At 62.9% G+C, this 16,347-nt stretch carries 12 protein-coding genes and 2 tRNA genes; 7 read left to right on the plus strand and 7 right to left on the minus strand.

Annotation, left to right across the window (positions count from 1 at the left end):
• The first annotated feature begins 163 nt into the window (after positions 1-163).
• Positions 164-1,687: a PLP-dependent aminotransferase family protein gene (locus NOX35_RS21365; RefSeq protein WP_256494656.1), complete on the plus strand. Its 1,524-nt coding sequence runs from the start codon at positions 164-166 to the stop codon at positions 1,685-1,687.
• A 53-nt stretch (positions 1,688-1,740) separates the two neighbouring features.
• On the opposite strand, the gene NOX35_RS21370 is transcribed toward NOX35_RS21365, so the two are convergent.
• Positions 1,741-3,177: an amino acid permease gene (locus tag NOX35_RS21370; RefSeq protein WP_256494657.1), complete on the minus strand. Its 1,437-nt coding sequence runs from the start codon at positions 3,175-3,177 to the stop codon at positions 1,741-1,743.
• A gap of 189 nt (positions 3,178-3,366) precedes the next feature.
• The gene (locus tag NOX35_RS21375; RefSeq protein ID WP_003072832.1) at positions 3,367-3,765 is read right to left on the minus strand and encodes a nuclear transport factor 2 family protein; all 399 of its coding nucleotides are present in this window, start codon (positions 3,763-3,765) and stop codon (positions 3,367-3,369) included.
• Between the two features lie 740 nt (positions 3,766-4,505).
• On the opposite strand from NOX35_RS21375, the gene NOX35_RS21380 reads away from it, so the two are divergent.
• The 4 genes from NOX35_RS21380 (at position 4,506) to NOX35_RS21395 (ending at position 9,227) form a co-directional block, all read left to right on the plus strand.
• Positions 4,506-5,927 (plus strand): FAD-binding oxidoreductase, encoded by a 1,422-nt coding sequence (locus NOX35_RS21380; protein WP_182284211.1) that lies wholly within the window; start codon positions 4,506-4,508, stop codon positions 5,925-5,927.
• A 563-nt stretch (positions 5,928-6,490) separates the two neighbouring features.
• Positions 6,491-7,498, plus strand: coding sequence for a taurine ABC transporter substrate-binding protein (tauA, locus tag NOX35_RS21385; protein ID WP_182284213.1), 1,008 nt, complete (start codon positions 6,491-6,493; stop codon positions 7,496-7,498).
• Between the two features lie 66 nt (positions 7,499-7,564).
• Complete coding sequence (locus NOX35_RS21390) at positions 7,565-8,353, plus strand: taurine ABC transporter ATP-binding protein (RefSeq protein WP_256494658.1); 789 nt, start codon at positions 7,565-7,567, stop codon at positions 8,351-8,353.
• Positions 8,346-9,227 (plus strand): ABC transporter permease subunit, encoded by an 882-nt coding sequence (locus tag NOX35_RS21395; protein WP_182284217.1) that lies wholly within the window; start codon positions 8,346-8,348, stop codon positions 9,225-9,227. The genes NOX35_RS21390 and NOX35_RS21395 overlap by 8 nt, the downstream gene beginning before the upstream one ends.
• Before the next feature lie 163 nt (positions 9,228-9,390).
• Here the strand turns inward: NOX35_RS21395 and NOX35_RS21400 are convergent, their stop codons facing one another.
• From NOX35_RS21400 to NOX35_RS21410, 3 genes are read right to left on the minus strand one after another with little or no spacing between them, the layout of a single operon-like run.
• Positions 9,391-11,091: a cobalt chelatase gene (locus NOX35_RS21400; protein WP_182284219.1), complete on the minus strand. Its 1,701-nt coding sequence runs from the start codon at positions 11,089-11,091 to the stop codon at positions 9,391-9,393.
• Complete coding sequence (locus NOX35_RS21405) at positions 11,088-12,071, minus strand: AAA family ATPase (RefSeq protein WP_182284221.1); 984 nt, start codon at positions 12,069-12,071, stop codon at positions 11,088-11,090. Before NOX35_RS21405 ends, NOX35_RS21400 begins: the two co-directional genes overlap by 4 nt.
• Positions 12,064-12,888: an IclR family transcriptional regulator gene (locus NOX35_RS21410; protein WP_256494659.1), complete on the minus strand. Its 825-nt coding sequence runs from the start codon at positions 12,886-12,888 to the stop codon at positions 12,064-12,066. Before NOX35_RS21410 ends, NOX35_RS21405 begins: the two co-directional genes overlap by 8 nt.
• Before the next feature lie 134 nt (positions 12,889-13,022).
• On the opposite strand from NOX35_RS21410, the gene xsc reads away from it, so the two are divergent.
• Together xsc and NOX35_RS21420 are read left to right on the plus strand one after the other, a co-directional pair.
• A complete protein-coding gene (gene xsc / locus NOX35_RS21415; RefSeq protein ID WP_182284225.1) occupies positions 13,023-14,834 on the plus strand; it encodes a sulfoacetaldehyde acetyltransferase in 1,812 nt (603 codons plus the stop codon).
• A 242-nt stretch (positions 14,835-15,076) separates the two neighbouring features.
• Complete coding sequence (locus tag NOX35_RS21420; protein WP_256494661.1) at positions 15,077-16,042, plus strand: bifunctional enoyl-CoA hydratase/phosphate acetyltransferase; 966 nt, start codon at positions 15,077-15,079, stop codon at positions 16,040-16,042.
• Between the two features lie 124 nt (positions 16,043-16,166).
• On the opposite strand, the gene NOX35_RS21425 is transcribed toward NOX35_RS21420, so the two are convergent.
• Together NOX35_RS21425 and NOX35_RS21430 are read right to left on the minus strand one after the other, a co-directional pair.
• Positions 16,167-16,243 (minus strand) — tRNA-Arg (locus tag NOX35_RS21425).
• Positions 16,244-16,245: 2 nt separating this feature from the next.
• A tRNA-Ser gene (locus NOX35_RS21430) sits at positions 16,246-16,335 on the minus strand.
• Between the last annotated feature and the right edge of the window lie 12 nt (positions 16,336-16,347).

Genomic DNA, 16,347 nt, shown 5'->3' on the forward strand with positions numbered 1-16,347 from the left:
ATGCATATGCGCTAATCTCGAGCGCTGAAACCGGTCCGCCAGCAAGCTGCTGGCGGCCTCTGCGATGCCTCGGTCATGGACCCCAAGGAACCAGACCCCGCGCGTCAGGGCAGCCGGTCGCTCCAGGCCACCACGGGCTGCGGCAGTGCATTCAGAACCATCAATGACGACAGACAGAAAACAGGCCTCGCCTTCGATTCCTCCATCCGTGGCCATGTGGGAGCAGTTGTTTCGCCGCAGCGCCAGGCCCTCGCTGAGCCTGCAGGGCCAGATTCGCGAAATGCTGGTCGATGCCATCCTCACCGGCATTCTCGCGCCCGGTGATGCCATCCCCTCAAGTCGAGAGCTGGCCAAGCTGCTGGGCGTGGGCCGCATCACCGTGGTCATGGCCTACCAGCAGTTGACCGAAGAGGCCTTTTTGCTGAGCCGCGAGAGAAAAGGCCATTTCATCCACCCCGATGTGCTGCAGGGCCGCACCGCAGAGCGCAACCCCGGCAATGTCAGGAATGCGGACGCCGAGGTGCACACGGACTGGTCTCGCCGCCTGTGGCTGCGCCCCAGCCTGCAGCGCAGCATCGTCAAGGAAGACGACTGGCAGCAGTTCCCCTATCCGTTTCTCTACGGCCAGTTCGACAAGGAGCTGTTTCCCACGGCCGCCTGGCGCGAATGCTGCCTCAAGTCCCTGGGCGTGGTGGACATCCGCATGTGGGCACCCGATCACATCACCCGCGACGACGACAGCCTCATCCAGCAGGTCCAGACCAAGATCCTGCCGCGCCGCGGCGTCTGGGCCTCACCCGACGAAATCATCATCACCGTCGGAGCCCAGCATGCGCTGTACATGGTGGCCGATTTGCTGATGCGCGAGGGCACCTCCATCGGCATCGAAAACCCCTGCTACCCCGATGCGCGCAATATCTTCAGCAGCCGTACCTCTCAGGTCATCCCCATTGGCGTGGATGGCGATGGGCTGCCTATCGTCAATGCCATGCGCAAGCTCGAGTACCTCTACGTCACGCCCAGCCATCAGTGTCCCACCGGCGTCACCATGCCGCTGGAGCGGCGCGAAGCCTTGCTCGAGGCCGCACAGAAGCACGATCTCATCATCATCGAGGACGACTACGAAAGCGAAAGCAGCTTCGACGAACAACCCATCCCGGCACTCAAAAGCCTGGACCGCAACAACCGCGTAATCTATATCGGCAGTCTCTCCAAGAGTCTGGCACCCGGCCTTCGCGTGGGCTATATCGTGGCCCCGCCCGAGCTGATCAAGGAGCTGCGTGCCCTGCGCCGTCTGATGATCCGCCATCCGTCCACCTTCATCCAGCGCACATTGGCCATGTTCATCTCGCTGGGCCACTACGAAGCCCAGTTGCGCCGCCTCGGCCAGGCCCAGAAAGAGCGTCATGCCGAGCTGACGGCAGCCATGGCTCGCTACCTGCCCCAATGCCGCATCACGCCGGTACGCGGCGGCGGCTCGTGCTGGGTGCAACTGCCCGACCATGTGCCCGCGCAGGCACTGGCTCGCCAGGCCGCCGAGCACGGAGTGCTGATCGAGCCCGGCGATGTGTTCTTCACTTCCACTCGCAACACGGGCAACTTCATTCGCCTGGGCTACCAGTCCATTCCTGCGGGACAAATCGCCCAGGGCATCAAGGCCCTGGCAGAAGCCATGCACTGCATGTAGAGGTGCCAAACAAAAAGCCCCGGACTCAGGGTCCGGGGCTTTTGCTGGTCTCATCAATTCTTGCGCAGCTTGGGCGGTGCCAGCTCGTCTAGCAGGCCCTCGGGACTCATTCCGCGCCGCAACGCCTGGCGCACGCGATAGGCAATCAGCAAGATGCACAGGCTGGCCACACCCAGGGCAAGCGGAGTGCGCTGTTCGGGAATGAAGCCCATGGCCACCACGATGGACAGCATGCCCACAATCGCCAGCCAGGTCAGATAAGGGAAGCACCACATGCGCACCTTGAGCAGATGCGGCGCTTCGCGCTCCAGACGCGAGCGCAGGCGCAGCTGGGAGATCGCAATCAGGATATAGACAAAGATGGCAACCGTTCCGTAGGAGTTCACGAGAAAGGCGAACACCTTGTCGGGAGACAGATAGGACATGACGATGGCACCGTAGCCGAACAATGTGGCCACCAGAATCGCGTACACGGGCACGCCATTGCGGCTGACCTGGGCCAGCACCTTCGGTGCATCGCCGCGTCGCGTCAGCGCAAACAGCATGCGCGACGAAGCATAAAGCCCGGAGTTGAGCGCCGACAGCACGGCGGTCAGCACCACTGCATTCATGATCTGGGCAGCGGCCGGCACGCCCATGGCATCGAGAGCGCTGACATAGGGCATGGACATGCCCGTGGAGTTCCATGGCACCAGGCAGGCCACCAGCAGCACCGATCCCACGTAGAACACCAGCACGCGCAGGATGACCGAATTCGTGGCCTTGGCCACGGCCTTCTGAGGCTCGGCGGTTTCAGCCGCCGCAATCGTCACGATCTCCGCGCCGAAATAGAAGCCGGTCGCGGCCACGGCCCCCGTGAGCACCGGAACAATGCCGTTGGGCATGAAGCCGCCGTTCTGGCTCAGATTGGCGACATGCATTCCGCCACTCCCCGGAGTCAGGCCCAGCACATAGACACCGGCGATGAACAGAAACACCACGATGGCCGCCACCTTCACGGAAGCCAGCCAGAACTCGCATTCGCCAAAGGACTTGACCGAGACCAGATTGGTCAGCGTCATCATGACCAGCAGGACCAGGCTGATGCTCCAGGCCGGTACGTCGGGCAGCCAGTAGCGCACCAGCTCTGCCCCCGCCACCGCTTCGATCGCCACGACGATGACCCAGAAATACCAGTACATCCAGCCCGTCAGAAATCCCGCCAGCTGACCCACGGCGGGCCGGTCGCGCCATGCTTCCCGGGCGTACTCGTAAAAGGAGCCCCCTGTCATGGAGCAGGCCATCTCGCCCAGCATGCGCATGACCAGCACCACCAGCAGGCCGGTGATCAGAAAAGAGATGACAGCCGCCGGCCCGGCCGACTTGATGACCACGCCGCTGCCGACGAAGAGCCCGGCACCGATGACGCCGCCCAGGGCAATCATGGTCATGTGCCGCTGCTTGAGACTGTGCGACAGCCCGTCCGGCGACGAATGCGGATTTCCAATCATTTTTGTCTCCTGTCTTGCCGGCCTGGAAATGCCGGTCGCCACGGCTTTATGTATCGGATCGCGCCTTGCTGTTCATGCAGGCCGTTGCCGTGGTCGTTCAGTTATCTGCTTGAAAATTGTCGTGTGAAGCCCTGCGTGCAACACCTCCCACCGTAAGGCAGGAAGGTGTGCACGCAGGCCTGGCGTGTGTCAGGAAAGCGCCACTGGAGGACGATCCTTGCGGTAGGCGTTCTTGACGGCGATCTTGCCGTCGCGGAAGGTGAACACATCGACCATGCGAGCTTCCACACGCAGGCCGTCGGCCTTGGTGCCTTTGAAGGTGCTTTCAGAAACACCGCGCGCGCCCTGGACAAAATGCTCTCCATCCACCCAGGCGGCATCGGGGAAGGCCTGCCAGGCCAGCTGAAAGCCTTCGCGCACGGCCTCGCGGCCCACGAAGCTGCGCCCCATCAGATCAGGGCCGGCAACGGCGTGAAACTCGCATTCGTCGGCCATGAAGTCCATCAATGCGTCAATGTCATGCCGATTCCACGCGTCGGAGAAACGCGCCAGGAACTGGACATCGGGTTGGGATTCTTGCTTGCTCATATGCTCTCCAGATTGCTGTCATGTCATGGGGGCCGACCATCGCAAAAGCGACCCCTTTCGATCGAAAAATGCCTGAAATTCCGATGGCTCATGGTAGGTAGCACTGGCTCCATTTCGTAGGGCCAGTTGCCGGCTATCGTTAAGTCCAAGACCTTGCCGCGCAAGGCGCGGATACCTCGCGAAATGACGGCGGCGCGCACCGAAAAATGCCTTGAGAAAGTCCGCTTCTCCTCTGAGCGCGACGCTCTGCTGCAGCTCTTGCGGATGCAGACCGAAGCCCGTCGGCAAACGCCTCTTCTGCCGCTTCCTTTAGGTGAAAACGATAGGAGAGCATCAACACGCTCAATGCGGTCATCGCCGCCACAGGCGCAGGGAAAGTTCACGGCCACGCCCGCTGGCTGCACGGGTTTCGGTGGGCTCCAATGCATTCCCTGAGGTTGCGACCGACACAGCCAGGTCATTCCGGCCTGAAGCAGGCCTGCCCGACGAGCGCGACTCTATGGGTCGCCCGGTTGGCAAGAGACTCGCCGCAGCCCACCTGCGGCAATCCCGAGATTCGGATGGCCAGGTTTGCATGCTGGCTCCATCAAAACCTGTGCCGTGGCCCTAACCAGCGACACAGGGGGCTGGCTATGCTGCTCTCGACATCGCAAGCAGTGCATCTGCATTGACTTTGCGTCCATCAATTCCATAGCAATAGAGCGCCGCTTCAAACGCAGCCACACCAGGAGACGACCGCCATGAAAGCCGAGGACATCCGCCCCAGCCATCTGAATCCATACGACCCGCAGTACGACCCCCTGGTTGCAAGAAACCCCGGACATGGCGCCGGCTACGCTCCGACCTACTGGGTAGGGACGGCAGGCCGGCCACCCGAGGACGATGGTCCGGTCTGCGGCGACATGGAGGCCGATGTAGTCATCGTGGGCTCGGGCTTCACGGGCCTGTCCACGGCCCTGTTCCTGGCCCGCGAACACGGCATTCGCGCCGTGGTTCTCGAAGCCAACCAGAGCGCCTGGGGCTGCACCAGCCGCAACGGCGGCCAGGGCCAGAATGCCAGCGGCCGCCTCTATCGCTCGCAGTGGATAGAGCGCTGGGGCAAGGACACAGCCCTGAAACTTGATGCGGAAATCCGCGAAGGATTCGACACGTTCAAAAAACTGGTTGCGGAGTTTCCAGAATGCGAGCCGCAGCCGGGAGGGCATTTGTATATTGCCCACCGCGACAGAAAAATGGATTTTCTGCGCAACGAGACCCGCGTCATGCGCGAAGTCTTCGGCTACGACGCCCGCATACTCAGCGTCGACGCAGTGCGCCGCGACTATGTCGACGACGCCGACTGCCGTGGCGCGATGCATGAGCCCGACGGCATTGGCGTGCATCCGCTCAAGCTGGCATTCGGCTATCTGCGCAAGGCCCGCGAGCTGGGAGTGAAGGTGCATCCCGCCAGTCCCGTGCTGGGCATGGAGACACGCAACGGCGTGCATTACCTCCAGACACCGGGCGGCACGGTCAAGGCACGCGCCGTCGGCTTTGCCACCGGCGGCTATACCAGCAACGGCCTGCACCCCAGCCTGCGCTCCAAAATCATGCCGATTCTCTCGAACTCGCTGGTCACCAGGCCCTTGACGCAAGAAGAGCTGGCCGCCACCAATTTCAAGACCACGCAGGTCATCACCGACACCCGTACCCTGCGCTTTTACTACCGCAAGCTGCCCGACAACCGCGTGCAGATCGGCAGCCGCAGCTCGATCACCGGAGCCGATGCGCCCAATCCGGTCCATATGGCCAAGCTGGTCGAGGGCCTGCACCACAAGTTCCCGGCCCTCAAGGGAATCCAGGTGGACTACTCCTGGTGGGGCTGGGTCGATGTAAGCCACGACATGATGCCGCGCATCACCCAGCCCGATCCAAGGGAAAGCGTCTTCTATGCGGTCGGCTATGGCGGCAACGGCGTGTCGTTCTCTGCGCATGCAGGCCGTCGCATGGCCCAGCGCATCGCAGGTCAGAACCTCAAGGCCTTCGAGTTGCCAATCTACAACTCATCGCTCGAATATCCGAATGTGTTCAATATGGTGCGCTCGGAGGCGTTTGCACCATTTCGCCGCATGGGCCAGCGCTTTCTCTACCACTGGTATCACATGAACGACGAGAAGAGCTGACCCTGCCAGCCGCCGTTCGGGCTTCACGCAACGAAAAGCACCTTCCTCGAGGAAGGTGCTTTTTTTCATCCTATCTGCGGATGCGGTACAGCGCACACCCCGGCGCCCCGGCCACAGGAAAACCGCCTCTCTGGCATGCATATTGCGCAAGCATTCATGCCTCTCGGACAGCCCGATCCTCCCGCATCTGTCTGCGATCAGTGAAACCACCTAAGCCCATGCAGACGTCGCAAAAATGCCCTCCACCAGAACCGAGATATCCCGCGCAAGCCGCGCCATGCAAGGCTTTGCAATGCACGGTCGCGGTGCACGCCAATCCATGCTGCACGCACCATCCGGGACCATGCGCGACTGGACCTAACGATTCACATCAACTGGCCCTACTGGCTTCACAAGGTTGCTCACTACGATCCGCTGAGAAAGCTCTTTGAGCCTCGCGATGCGGCTTTCAACCGGTTCAGCCAGAAGCGGGAATGGGAAAACAGTCAGCAAGAGTGAGCACAGCAAGGGTTCTCTGGTCTAAGTCTTCAACCGATATCGCTCTAACCATGGAGAAATTGGCAATGAAAATGCAAAAACGATGGATGCTGAAAGCGGGTGTTGCGACGGCGGCACTGGCCATGACAGGCTTCGCGCTGGCGCAGCAGAAAACCGTGACCTTCGCCAACCAGGACATGCTGGTGCCTCTGCGCCTGGTCATGGAATCGGGTGAAGTGGAAAAGGAGACGGGCTACAAGATCAACTGGCGCATGTTCTCGGGTGGCGGCGACGTGATACGGGCGATGGCCTCGGGCGACGTGCAGATGGGAGAGGTGGGCTCCAGCCCGCTGACCGCAGCGGCCAGCCAGGGGCAGGACATCAAGCTGCTCTGGATCTCTGCAGACATCGCCAGTGCCGAAGCCCTGGTGGCACGCGATGGCGGCGGCATCAGCAGTTTCAAGAGCATGGAGGGCAAGCGCATAGGCGTGCCGTTCGTCTCCACCGCGCACTACCAGCTGGTCGCTGCCCTGGGCAAGGAAGGCGTTGACGCACGCAAGGTCAACATCATGAACATGCGCCCGCCAGAGATTGCCGCAGCCTGGGAGCGCGGCGATATCGACGGCACCTTTGTCTGGGATCCGGTACTGGCCAAGGTCAAGCAAAAGGGCAAGGTGATTGCCACCTCCGGCTCCATTGCGCAGATGGGCTATCCCACCTTCGAGGGCATTGCCGTGAGCAGCAAGTTCGCCCAGGAAAACCCCCAGTTCATGGTGGCGTTCATCAAGGCCCTGAATCGGGCCAGCGCCCAGGTGCGCGACAACCTGGCCACGTGGACTCCCGATTCGCCCGAGATCAAGGCCATTGCCAAATGGAGCAAGGCCGACCCCAAGGACGTGCCCGCAGCCATGGCGCTTTACCGCTTCCCCAGCGCTGAAGAGCAGCTCGGCGTGCAGTGGCTGGAAGGCGGTGCGGCCAAGGCCATGACCAATACCGCAACGTTTCTGAAGTCACAAGGTCGGATTCAGGAGGTCAAGCCCGACTACGCTGCGTACGTGACCAGCAGCTATGTCAAGCAGGCAATCGGCCGCTGACTGCCCGCCCACGACGGCCAGCGCCGTCGTGGCTCCCAGCTTTGTTTCACATAGGAGGGCAATGTCATGCCGACTCTGGATATACGTGACCTGACCGTCAATTACGAGGTCAAGGGCGGACACTTGCAAGCCCTGGCGCCCGTCAACCTGACCATGAACGAAGGCGACTTCGTGGTCGCTCTGGGTGCATCGGGCTGCGGCAAGACAACACTGCTCAACTGCATGGCTGGCTTTCTGGCACCGTCCAGCGGCCAGATCCTGCTGGACGGCAAACCCATTCAGGGCCCCGGAGCCAATCAAGGGGTGGTGTTTCAGAAGCATGCGCTGATGCCATGGCTCAATGTGATCGACAACGTCGCACTGGGATTGCGCATGCGCGGCATGGATCTGAAGGCGCGCACACAGATCGCCGAAGAGAAGCTGGCCCTCGTGGGCTTGCAGAGCTACGCCAGGCGTGCCGTCTATGAACTGTCTGGAGGCATGCAGCAGCGTGTCGGCATTGCCCGTGCGCTGGCCAACGATCCCGCACTGCTGCTGATGGACGAGCCCATGGGTGCACTGGATGCCTTCACGCGCGAGCAGGTTCAGGAAATCCTGCTGCGCGTATGGCATGCCACCCACAAGATGGTGTTCTTCATCACCCACTCGGTGGAAGAGGCGCTGTTTCTCGCCAGCCGGCTGATCGTCATGAGCCCCAGCCCGGGCCGCATCTCCCATGTCTACGACGACATGCCCTTCTGCCATGAGTTTCTGCGCACCGGCGATGCGCGTGCCGTCAAGTCGCGCCCCGACTTCATCAGGATGCGCGAAGAAGTTCTGAGTCTGATTCACCACCGGGAGCCTGCCAATGTCTGAAGCAGTCCAAATCAACCATCTGCCCACCGCGACAGCGCGCGTGCAGCCCAAGGCCACTGCCCCGCAGGCGTCAGGACCGGTGAAGACCAGTCGCTTCAAGACCCCTGGTGAAGGCTCCAGCCTCTCTATCAGCATCGTCACCGTGGCCGTGCTGCTGGCACTGTGGTTCGCCGCCACCAATCTCGGCTGGATCAAGCCCTTGTTCCTGCCCAGCCCGCAGGCGGTGTTCCAGCAGTTCTATGAGTACCTGACCGGGCAGGCCAACGACAAACCGCTGTGGCAGCACTTCTCGGCAAGTCTGCTGCGCGTGACCGTGGCGTTCTGGCTGGCCTTCCTGATTGCGGTTCCGCTGGGCATTGCGATGGGGATGTCACGCATCGCACGCGGCATCTTCGACCCACCCATCGAGTTCTACCGCCCTCTGCCGCCACTGGCCTATCTGCCGCTGATCATCATCTGGTTCGGCATCGATGAAACGCCGAAGATTCTGCTGATCTTCCTGAGCTGCTTTGCGCCCTTGGCCCTGGCGGCCCGCTCGGGCATGCGCAGCGCAGCACAGGAGCAGATCAATGCCGCCTATTCGATGGGTGCGAGCTACTTCCAGGTGATCCGCCATGTGATCTTGCCGGCGGCCCTGCCCGACATTCTGGTGGGCATGCGCATTGCCATCGGCTTTGGCTGGACAACTCTGGTTGCCGCCGAAATGGTGGCAGCGAACGTGGGTCTGGGTCAGATGGTGCTCAACGCCTCGAACTTCCTGCGCACCGACATCGTGATCATGGGCATCATCGTCATCGGTGTGATCGCCTATGTCTTCGACCTGTTCATGCGCTGGGTCGAAAAGCGCCTGGTTCCATGGAAGGGGCGCATGTAAGTCCGGCCGATTCCCCGACGGGGATGTCTGCGGCAAGCAGACAGCGGGCAGGCATTGCGCCTTCCCGCTTTTCTGTTTTCCGTTTTTTCGGCTTTTCGGCTTTTCGGTTTGTTGCCTGGGCTTGCCCGGCCTTGTGCGATACCTGTCGCACCCTCCGTCCGGGTCATCGCCGGCACAGCATCTCGGCCACCGAAAACAGCAAGGCCTCGTCGACATCGTGCTGCAGATCGACAGCAAGCCTTTGACGGTAGAAGACCCCCAGATCCAGCCCGACGCCCAGGGCGCAGACCTTCACGCCGCCCATGCGCTCCTGGGCGGCAAGAACCTGCCGCAGATGCTGATCCAGATAATGCTCGTCATTGGCCTGATGGGTCGCCGTGTCCATGGGACAGCCATCGGAGACCACCAGCAGGATGCGACGCTGCGCGGTCTGGGCGCGCAGTCTCTGGCACGCCCATTCCACGGCCTCGCCGTCTATGCCCTCTCGAAAGATGTCGGGCTTGCGCAGTGCCGCAATGCCATGCCGGGCGTGACGCCAGGGCCTGGCCCCGTCCTTGAAGACAATGTGCAGGCGCTCGTTGAGACGCCCCGGAAACTGGGGCTGGCCCGCGCGCTGCCAAAGGCGGCGCGTTCTGCCGCCATTCCAGGCGTGGGTGGAAAAACCCAGTATCTCCACGCTCGCACCGGCCATCTCCAGCGCCCGCCCCAGCACGTCGAGCAACAGCGACAGGGGCCTGGCAAAGGTTTTCATGGAGCCCGAGCAGTCCATGAGAATGGTGACTGCGGTCTCGTTGACGGGGCGCTGCATCTCGTCCTTGAAAATCGCACGCTGCTGCGGGTCCGTTACCAACAGGGACAGGCGGCTGCCGTCCAGATGGCCTTCCTCCAGTCCGAAGTTCCAGCCATTGCGCTGCGTGCTGGCCAGGCGCTGCTGCAGATAGCGCGCCAGCCTCCCGGCCTGCTGCAATCCCGAGCGCGCCAGCTCCTCGTCCATCTGCTCCCGGAACTGGGCCAGCTGCAACGCGCGGATCAACTCAGCGGCCTGCACTTCCCTATCGAACTCGCGCGTGAAAACCCGGTAGCTTTGCGCGGTGCCGGCCCAGGCCCGGCTGTCGCCGCTTTGCGCCACGGGCATGCCGTCCTGACTCTGGGACTCAAAGTGCAGAGGCAGGGCAAAGCTGCTGCGCCGCCTGGGGCCACCGGCACCGCGCGGCGCATCGTCCTGCGCCGCACGCACCGCCATTCCAACCCAGCGGCTGACGGCCAGGGCAGGCTCGACAAACTGCTGCTGCCGGTCTCTGAAGCGCCGCAGCCCATCCCAGTGCCGGCCCAGCGGGGAAGCCAGGGACATCCGCGTGGACTCCACCAGATCGGCCATGCGCTCAGGTATCTCATGCCCGGTCAGCCGGCTCCAGGCCGTGATGGCCACCGCAAACAGCAAGATGCCCAGGCTGCTTTCCGTGAGGCCGGAATCCATGAAGGCCTGGCACCAGTTCACAAAGCGCTGGCGCATGTTCTCGCGCGCTCCGGGCCAGGCCTCGGGCACCAGGCTCTCCACACGCAATTGCTCGAGCAGCTCGAACACCATGCGCTCCACCGGGTCCTGGGGCAGATGCGACTGGAACAGGGCCTGGTCGCTCCACTGCAGACGCAGTCCCATGCTGTCGAGCAGGCCGCGCTGATCCGTCTGCTGCACCGGCACCTGGCTATGGTGGGCCGCCGCCTGGGGTATGGGCGTGGTGCCGCGATACAGCGTCTGACCGCTCCATTGCAGGCCGGCGTCGCCCGTGATGGCGCGCAGCATGGCTCCGCCCCAGGCCTCCATGCGGGACAGAGACAAGGAGGTGGGCGTCTGCGTGCTCATGCAAGAAACGCCAGCGCTGGTTCTTCGGGCTGCGTCAGCTCCTGGGCAAAGCAGCGCTGGAAATACTCGCTCACGATGGCGCGCTCGGCAGGCTCGCATTTGTTGAGGAAGGACAGCTCGAAGGCCAGCTTCAGGTCATGGAAGATGGAAATGTTCTCAGCCCAGGTGATCACCGTACGCGGAGACATCAGCAAGGACAGATCCCCCACGGCAAAGCCCTTGCGCGTCAGCCCGGCCAGCGCCACCATGGCGTCCACCTTGCGGCGCCCGTCGGCAGTGGCCAGCTGCGGCACGCGCGCCAGCACGATGGCCGCTTCCTCCTGCGGGGGAAGATAGTTCAGGCTGGTGACAAGATTCCAGCGATCGAGCTGGGCATGGTTGAGCTGCTGGGTACCGTGATAGAGCCCGTTGAGATTGCCCTGCCCCAGGGTGTTCATGGTGGCAAACAGCCGAAAGCAGGGATGCGGCTGGATCACCCGCTTCTGATCGAGCAAGGTAAAGCTGCCTTCACGCTCCAGAACCCGCTGGATGACGAACATCACATCGGGGCGTCCGGCGTCGTACTCGTCAAACACCATGGCCACGGGCCGCTGCAGCGCCCAGGGCAGGATGCCCTCCTGAAACTGGGTCACCTGCTTGCCATCCTGCAGCACGATGCTGTCCTTGCCCACCAGATCCAGGCGGCTGATATGGCCGTCCAGATTCACGCGCATGCAGGGCCAGTTCAACCTCGCCGCCACCTGCTCTATATGCGTGGATTTGCCCGTGCCGTGCAGGCCCTGAACGACCACGCGCCGGTTGTGCGCAAAGCCCGCCAGAATGGCTTGCGTCACCCGCGGATTCAGCCGGTAGGCCTTGTCAATGGCGGGAACATGTTCGCCCGGCTCGGCAAAAGCCGGCACGGTCATGTCCGTGTCGATGCCAAATACATCGCGCACGCTGACGGTGCGGGTGGGCTGCAGCTGGCTCAGGTCAGTCATCATCGGCTTCCGGTGGAACGTCATCGTTAATGCGGGCGATCGCCTCGACGGCCGCCTGCAGCTTGGGAAGAAAGGACAGGGCCTTCTCCTTGGAAAAACGCATGATGGGGGCCTGCACGGCAAGCCCCATATTGGAGTTGCCCTGGGGCGCGGGCACCAGCACGCCAAGGCACAGCAAACCGGGCAGGAACTCCTCGTTGTCGAAAGCGTAGCCCTGCGCCCGCACCTGATCGAGCTCCTGGTCCAGCGCCTCGAAGGTCGTCAACGTATTGCCGGTAAACGCTTCCAGCGGCACATTGGCCAGCAGCCGGCGGCGCTGGGCGGGCGACATCTGGCTCAGGAACAGCTTGCCCGTGGCCGAACAGTGTGCAGGCACGCGCGAGCCCGGATGCAGATAAAAGCGCAGCGGCGCCGGCGTCTCCACACGGTCCAGATACAGGACCTCGCTGCCCGAAAAAGCCGTGATGTTGCAGCTCTCTCCGAGCTCGCGCACCAGCTGGGTCAGCACCGCATGCCTTGCACCATGCGTGGTGTTGTTGAGCAACACGTTCTCCGCCAGTCGCATCAGCCGCTGGCCCGTGCCGTAGTGGCGACCGTTGCCATCTCTTTGCAGGATTCCGGCGCTTTCCAGCTGCGCAAGCATGCGGTGCATGGTCGGCTTGGGCAGCCCTGTCTCTTCCACCATGGTCTGCAGGGTGAAGGGCTGGCTCTTCTGCGCCACGGCTTCCAGCAGCGCAAACAAACGCAGATTGGGCGTGTCTCCGTCCAGGCGAGCCGAGGGGGTGTCTTCGCTGTGCTTCATATCGTTGTCGATCATATTAATTTCCATTTTTCGAGTCAATTTATTCCATAAAAAGAAATTTATTTGCACGAAAACAAAAAAATGCCATAGACTGACATCGTTATTTCTTTTTTCGGAACCATAGGTTTCAAATTTTCAAGGAGACAGAGATGGCTGCAACGGACAATCGTAAAGTGGTTGAAGGCGTTCACAAGATGACCCCTTCGGAAGCATTCGTGGAAACCTGCGTCGCCAATGGCGTCAGCGAGATGTTCGGCATCATGGGTTCCGCCTTCATGGATGCCATGGACATCTTCGCCCCCGCAGGCATTCGCCTGATCCCGGTGGTGCATGAACAAGGTGCGGCCCATATGGCCGACGGCTATGCCCGCGTCTCGGGCCGCCACGGCGTGGTGATTGGCCAGAACGGCCCCGGCATCAGCAACTGCGTGACCGGGATTGCCGCAGCCTACTGGGCGCACAGCCCGGTGGTGATCGTGACCCCCGAGACCGGCACCATGGGCATGGGCCTGGGCGGCTTCCAGGAGGCCAATCAGCTGCCCATGTTCCAGGAGTTCACCAAGTACCAGGGCCATGTCTGCAACCCCAAGCGCATGGCCGAGTTCACGGGCCGCGTCTTCGACCGCGCCATGTCCGAGATGGGCCCGACCCAGCTCAATATTCCGCGTGACTACTTCTACGGCGAGATCGAGTGCGAGATTCCCAAGCCCATGCGCGTGGACCGCGGCCATGGCGGCGAAGCCAGCCTGCAAGCCGCCGTGGATCTGCTCAAGACCGCCAAGTTCCCGGTGATCCTGGCCGGCGGTGGCGTGGTCATGGGCGATGCGGTGGAAGAAGCCAGGCAGCTGGCCGAGCGCCTGGGCGCACCCGTGGCCACCGGCTATCTGCGCAACGACGCCTTCCCTGCCAAGCACCCGCTGTGGGCCGGCCCTCTGGGCTACCAGGGCTCCAAGGCCGCCATGAAGCTGATCGCCCAGGCCGACGTGGTGATTGCGCTGGGCTCGCGCATGGGTCCCTTCGGCACCCTGCCCCAGCACGGCATGGACTACTGGCCCAAGACCGCCAAGATCATCCAGATCGAGGCCGATCACACCAATCTGGGCCTGGTCAAGAAGATCGCCGTGGGTATCAACGGCGATGCCAAGGCCGTAGCGGCCGAGCTGAGCAGGCGTCTGGCCGATGTGACGCTGGGCTGTGACGCCACCAAGGCTGCGCGCGCCGACACCATCGCCACGGAAAAGGCCGCCTGGGAGAAGGAGCTCGACGGCTGGACCCACGAGCGCGACCCCTACAGCCTGGACATGATCGAAGAGGCCAAGGGCGAACGCACGCCGACCGGCGGCAGCTATCTGCATCCCCGCCAGGTGCTGCGAGAACTCGAAAAAGCCATGCCGGCGCGCGTCATGGTGTCCACCGACATCGGCAATATCAATTCGGTGGCCAACAGCTATCTGCGCTTCGACGAGCCGCGCAGCTTCTTCGCTCCCATGAGCTTCGGCAACTGCGGCTATGCCCTGCCCACCATCATCGGTGCCAAGTGTGCAGCCCCCGATCGCCCGGCCATTGCCTATGCAGGTGACGGTGCCTGGGGCATGAGCATGATGGAAATCATGACCGCCGTGCGCCACGACATCCCCGTGACCGCCGTGGTGTTCCACAACCGCCAGTGGGGCGCGGAAAAGAAGAACCAGGTGGACTTCTACAACCGCCGCTTCGTGGCCGGCGAGCTGGAGAGCGAAAGCTTCTCCGACATCGCCAAGGCCATGGGTGCCGAAGGCATCGTGGTGGACCATATCGAGGACGTGGGCCCGGCACTGCAAAAGGCCATCGACATGCAGATGAAGGAAGGCAAGACCTGCGTGATCGAGATCATGTGCACACGCGAGCTCGGCGACCCCTTCCGCCGCGACGCCTTGTCCAAGCCCGTGCGCATGCTGGACAAGTACAAAGACTTTGTCTGACACCCCCTGAGGCGCTGCGCGCCTTCCCCCTCGTTGCACGGCGCCTCTCTACCCGCTTCGCGGGGGAGGGGGACGACACCCTCGGTGCGGGGCGGCGCGGCCAGCCCAGGCCCTTCCTCGGTGTCCCTGGGTTGGGCCGCGCCGGTTTCATGCACCTGAGTGAAGCGCAAGGCCCTCGAAAGCCGACTCCCAGACCCCCTGCGTTGCTCACGCCGGGCCCCGTACTTCCCGCAGGAGCGTTCATGACTCCCCCACTCTCACATGCCGTGGCCGCCGACGATGCACCCGCCACGCCGCGTCCCCATCTCCAGCAATTGATCGACCAGGCCCGGGCCCGCGGCCCGATTCCCGTGGCCGTGGCCTACCCCTGCGATGCAGGCTCTGTGCAGGCAGCCATGCAGGCAGCGGAGGCCGGCCTGATCAAGCCCCTGCTGGTAGGGCCGCAGCAGCGCATCGAGGCTGCGGCTCGCTCTGCCGGTCTGGATCTGTCTGCCGCCGAGATCCACTCCACAGCGGACGACGCCCGCATCGCCGCGGCCCAGGCCGCAGCACTGTGCCGCGATGGCCAGGCCCTGGCCCTGATGAAGGGCAGCCTGCACAGCGACGATCTGCTGGGTGCGGCCGTGGCGCGTGAAGCCGGTCTGCGCGGCAGCCGCCGGGCCAGCCATGTCTTCATCATGGACGTCCCCGGCTACGACCGCCCGCTGCTGATGACCGACTGCGTGGTCAACATCTTCCCCAGCCTGATGGAAAAGCGCGACATCGCCCAGAACGCAGTCGATCTGGCCCATGCCATCGGCATAGTCCAGCCACGCGTGGCCCTGCTGTCGGCGGTGGAGACCGTCAACCCGGCCATTCCCGGCACCATCGATGCGGCAGCCCTGTGCAAGATGGCCGACCGCGGCCAGATCACAGGCGGCATATTTGACGGTCCGCTGGCTTACGACAACGCCATCTCCCTGCACTCGGCGCACAACAAGGGCATAGTCTCCGATGTCGCCGGTCGCCCCGATATCTTGCTGGCCCCCAACCTGGAAGCCGGCAACATGATCTACAAGCAACTGGTCTACATGGCCAACGCCGAATGTGCGGGCCTGGTGCTGGGCATGCGCGTGCCCATCGTGCTGACCAGCCGCTCCGACTCGGTGGCCAGCCGCATCGCTTCCTGCGCCCTGGCCGTGCTGGCCAGCTCAGGGATGCAGCCATAGAGCGAGACCTGAGCAAGGCCCGGCCGGACACCACGGTGTCCGGGCCTTTCTGCCAAGCGCATATCTCCCGCAGACGCCAGAAACGAAAAAGCCTCAGAGTATTTCTACTCTGAGGCTTAACGTTTGGTGCGGCTGGCAGGAATCGAACCCACGACCCCTTGGTTCGTAGCCAAGTACTCTATCCAGCTGAGCTACAGCCGCATTGGCGGAGAGGGTGGGATTCGAACCCACGGTACGTTTGCACGTACGCCTGATTTCGAGTCAGGTACATTCGACCACTCTGCCACCTCTCCTGTGTCGAAGCA

Origin of the sequence: Comamonas sp. C11, from assembly GCF_024496285.1 — a bacterium.
In the GTDB taxonomy this organism is placed as follows: Bacteria; Pseudomonadota; Gammaproteobacteria; order Burkholderiales; family Burkholderiaceae_C; genus Comamonas; species Comamonas testosteroni_F.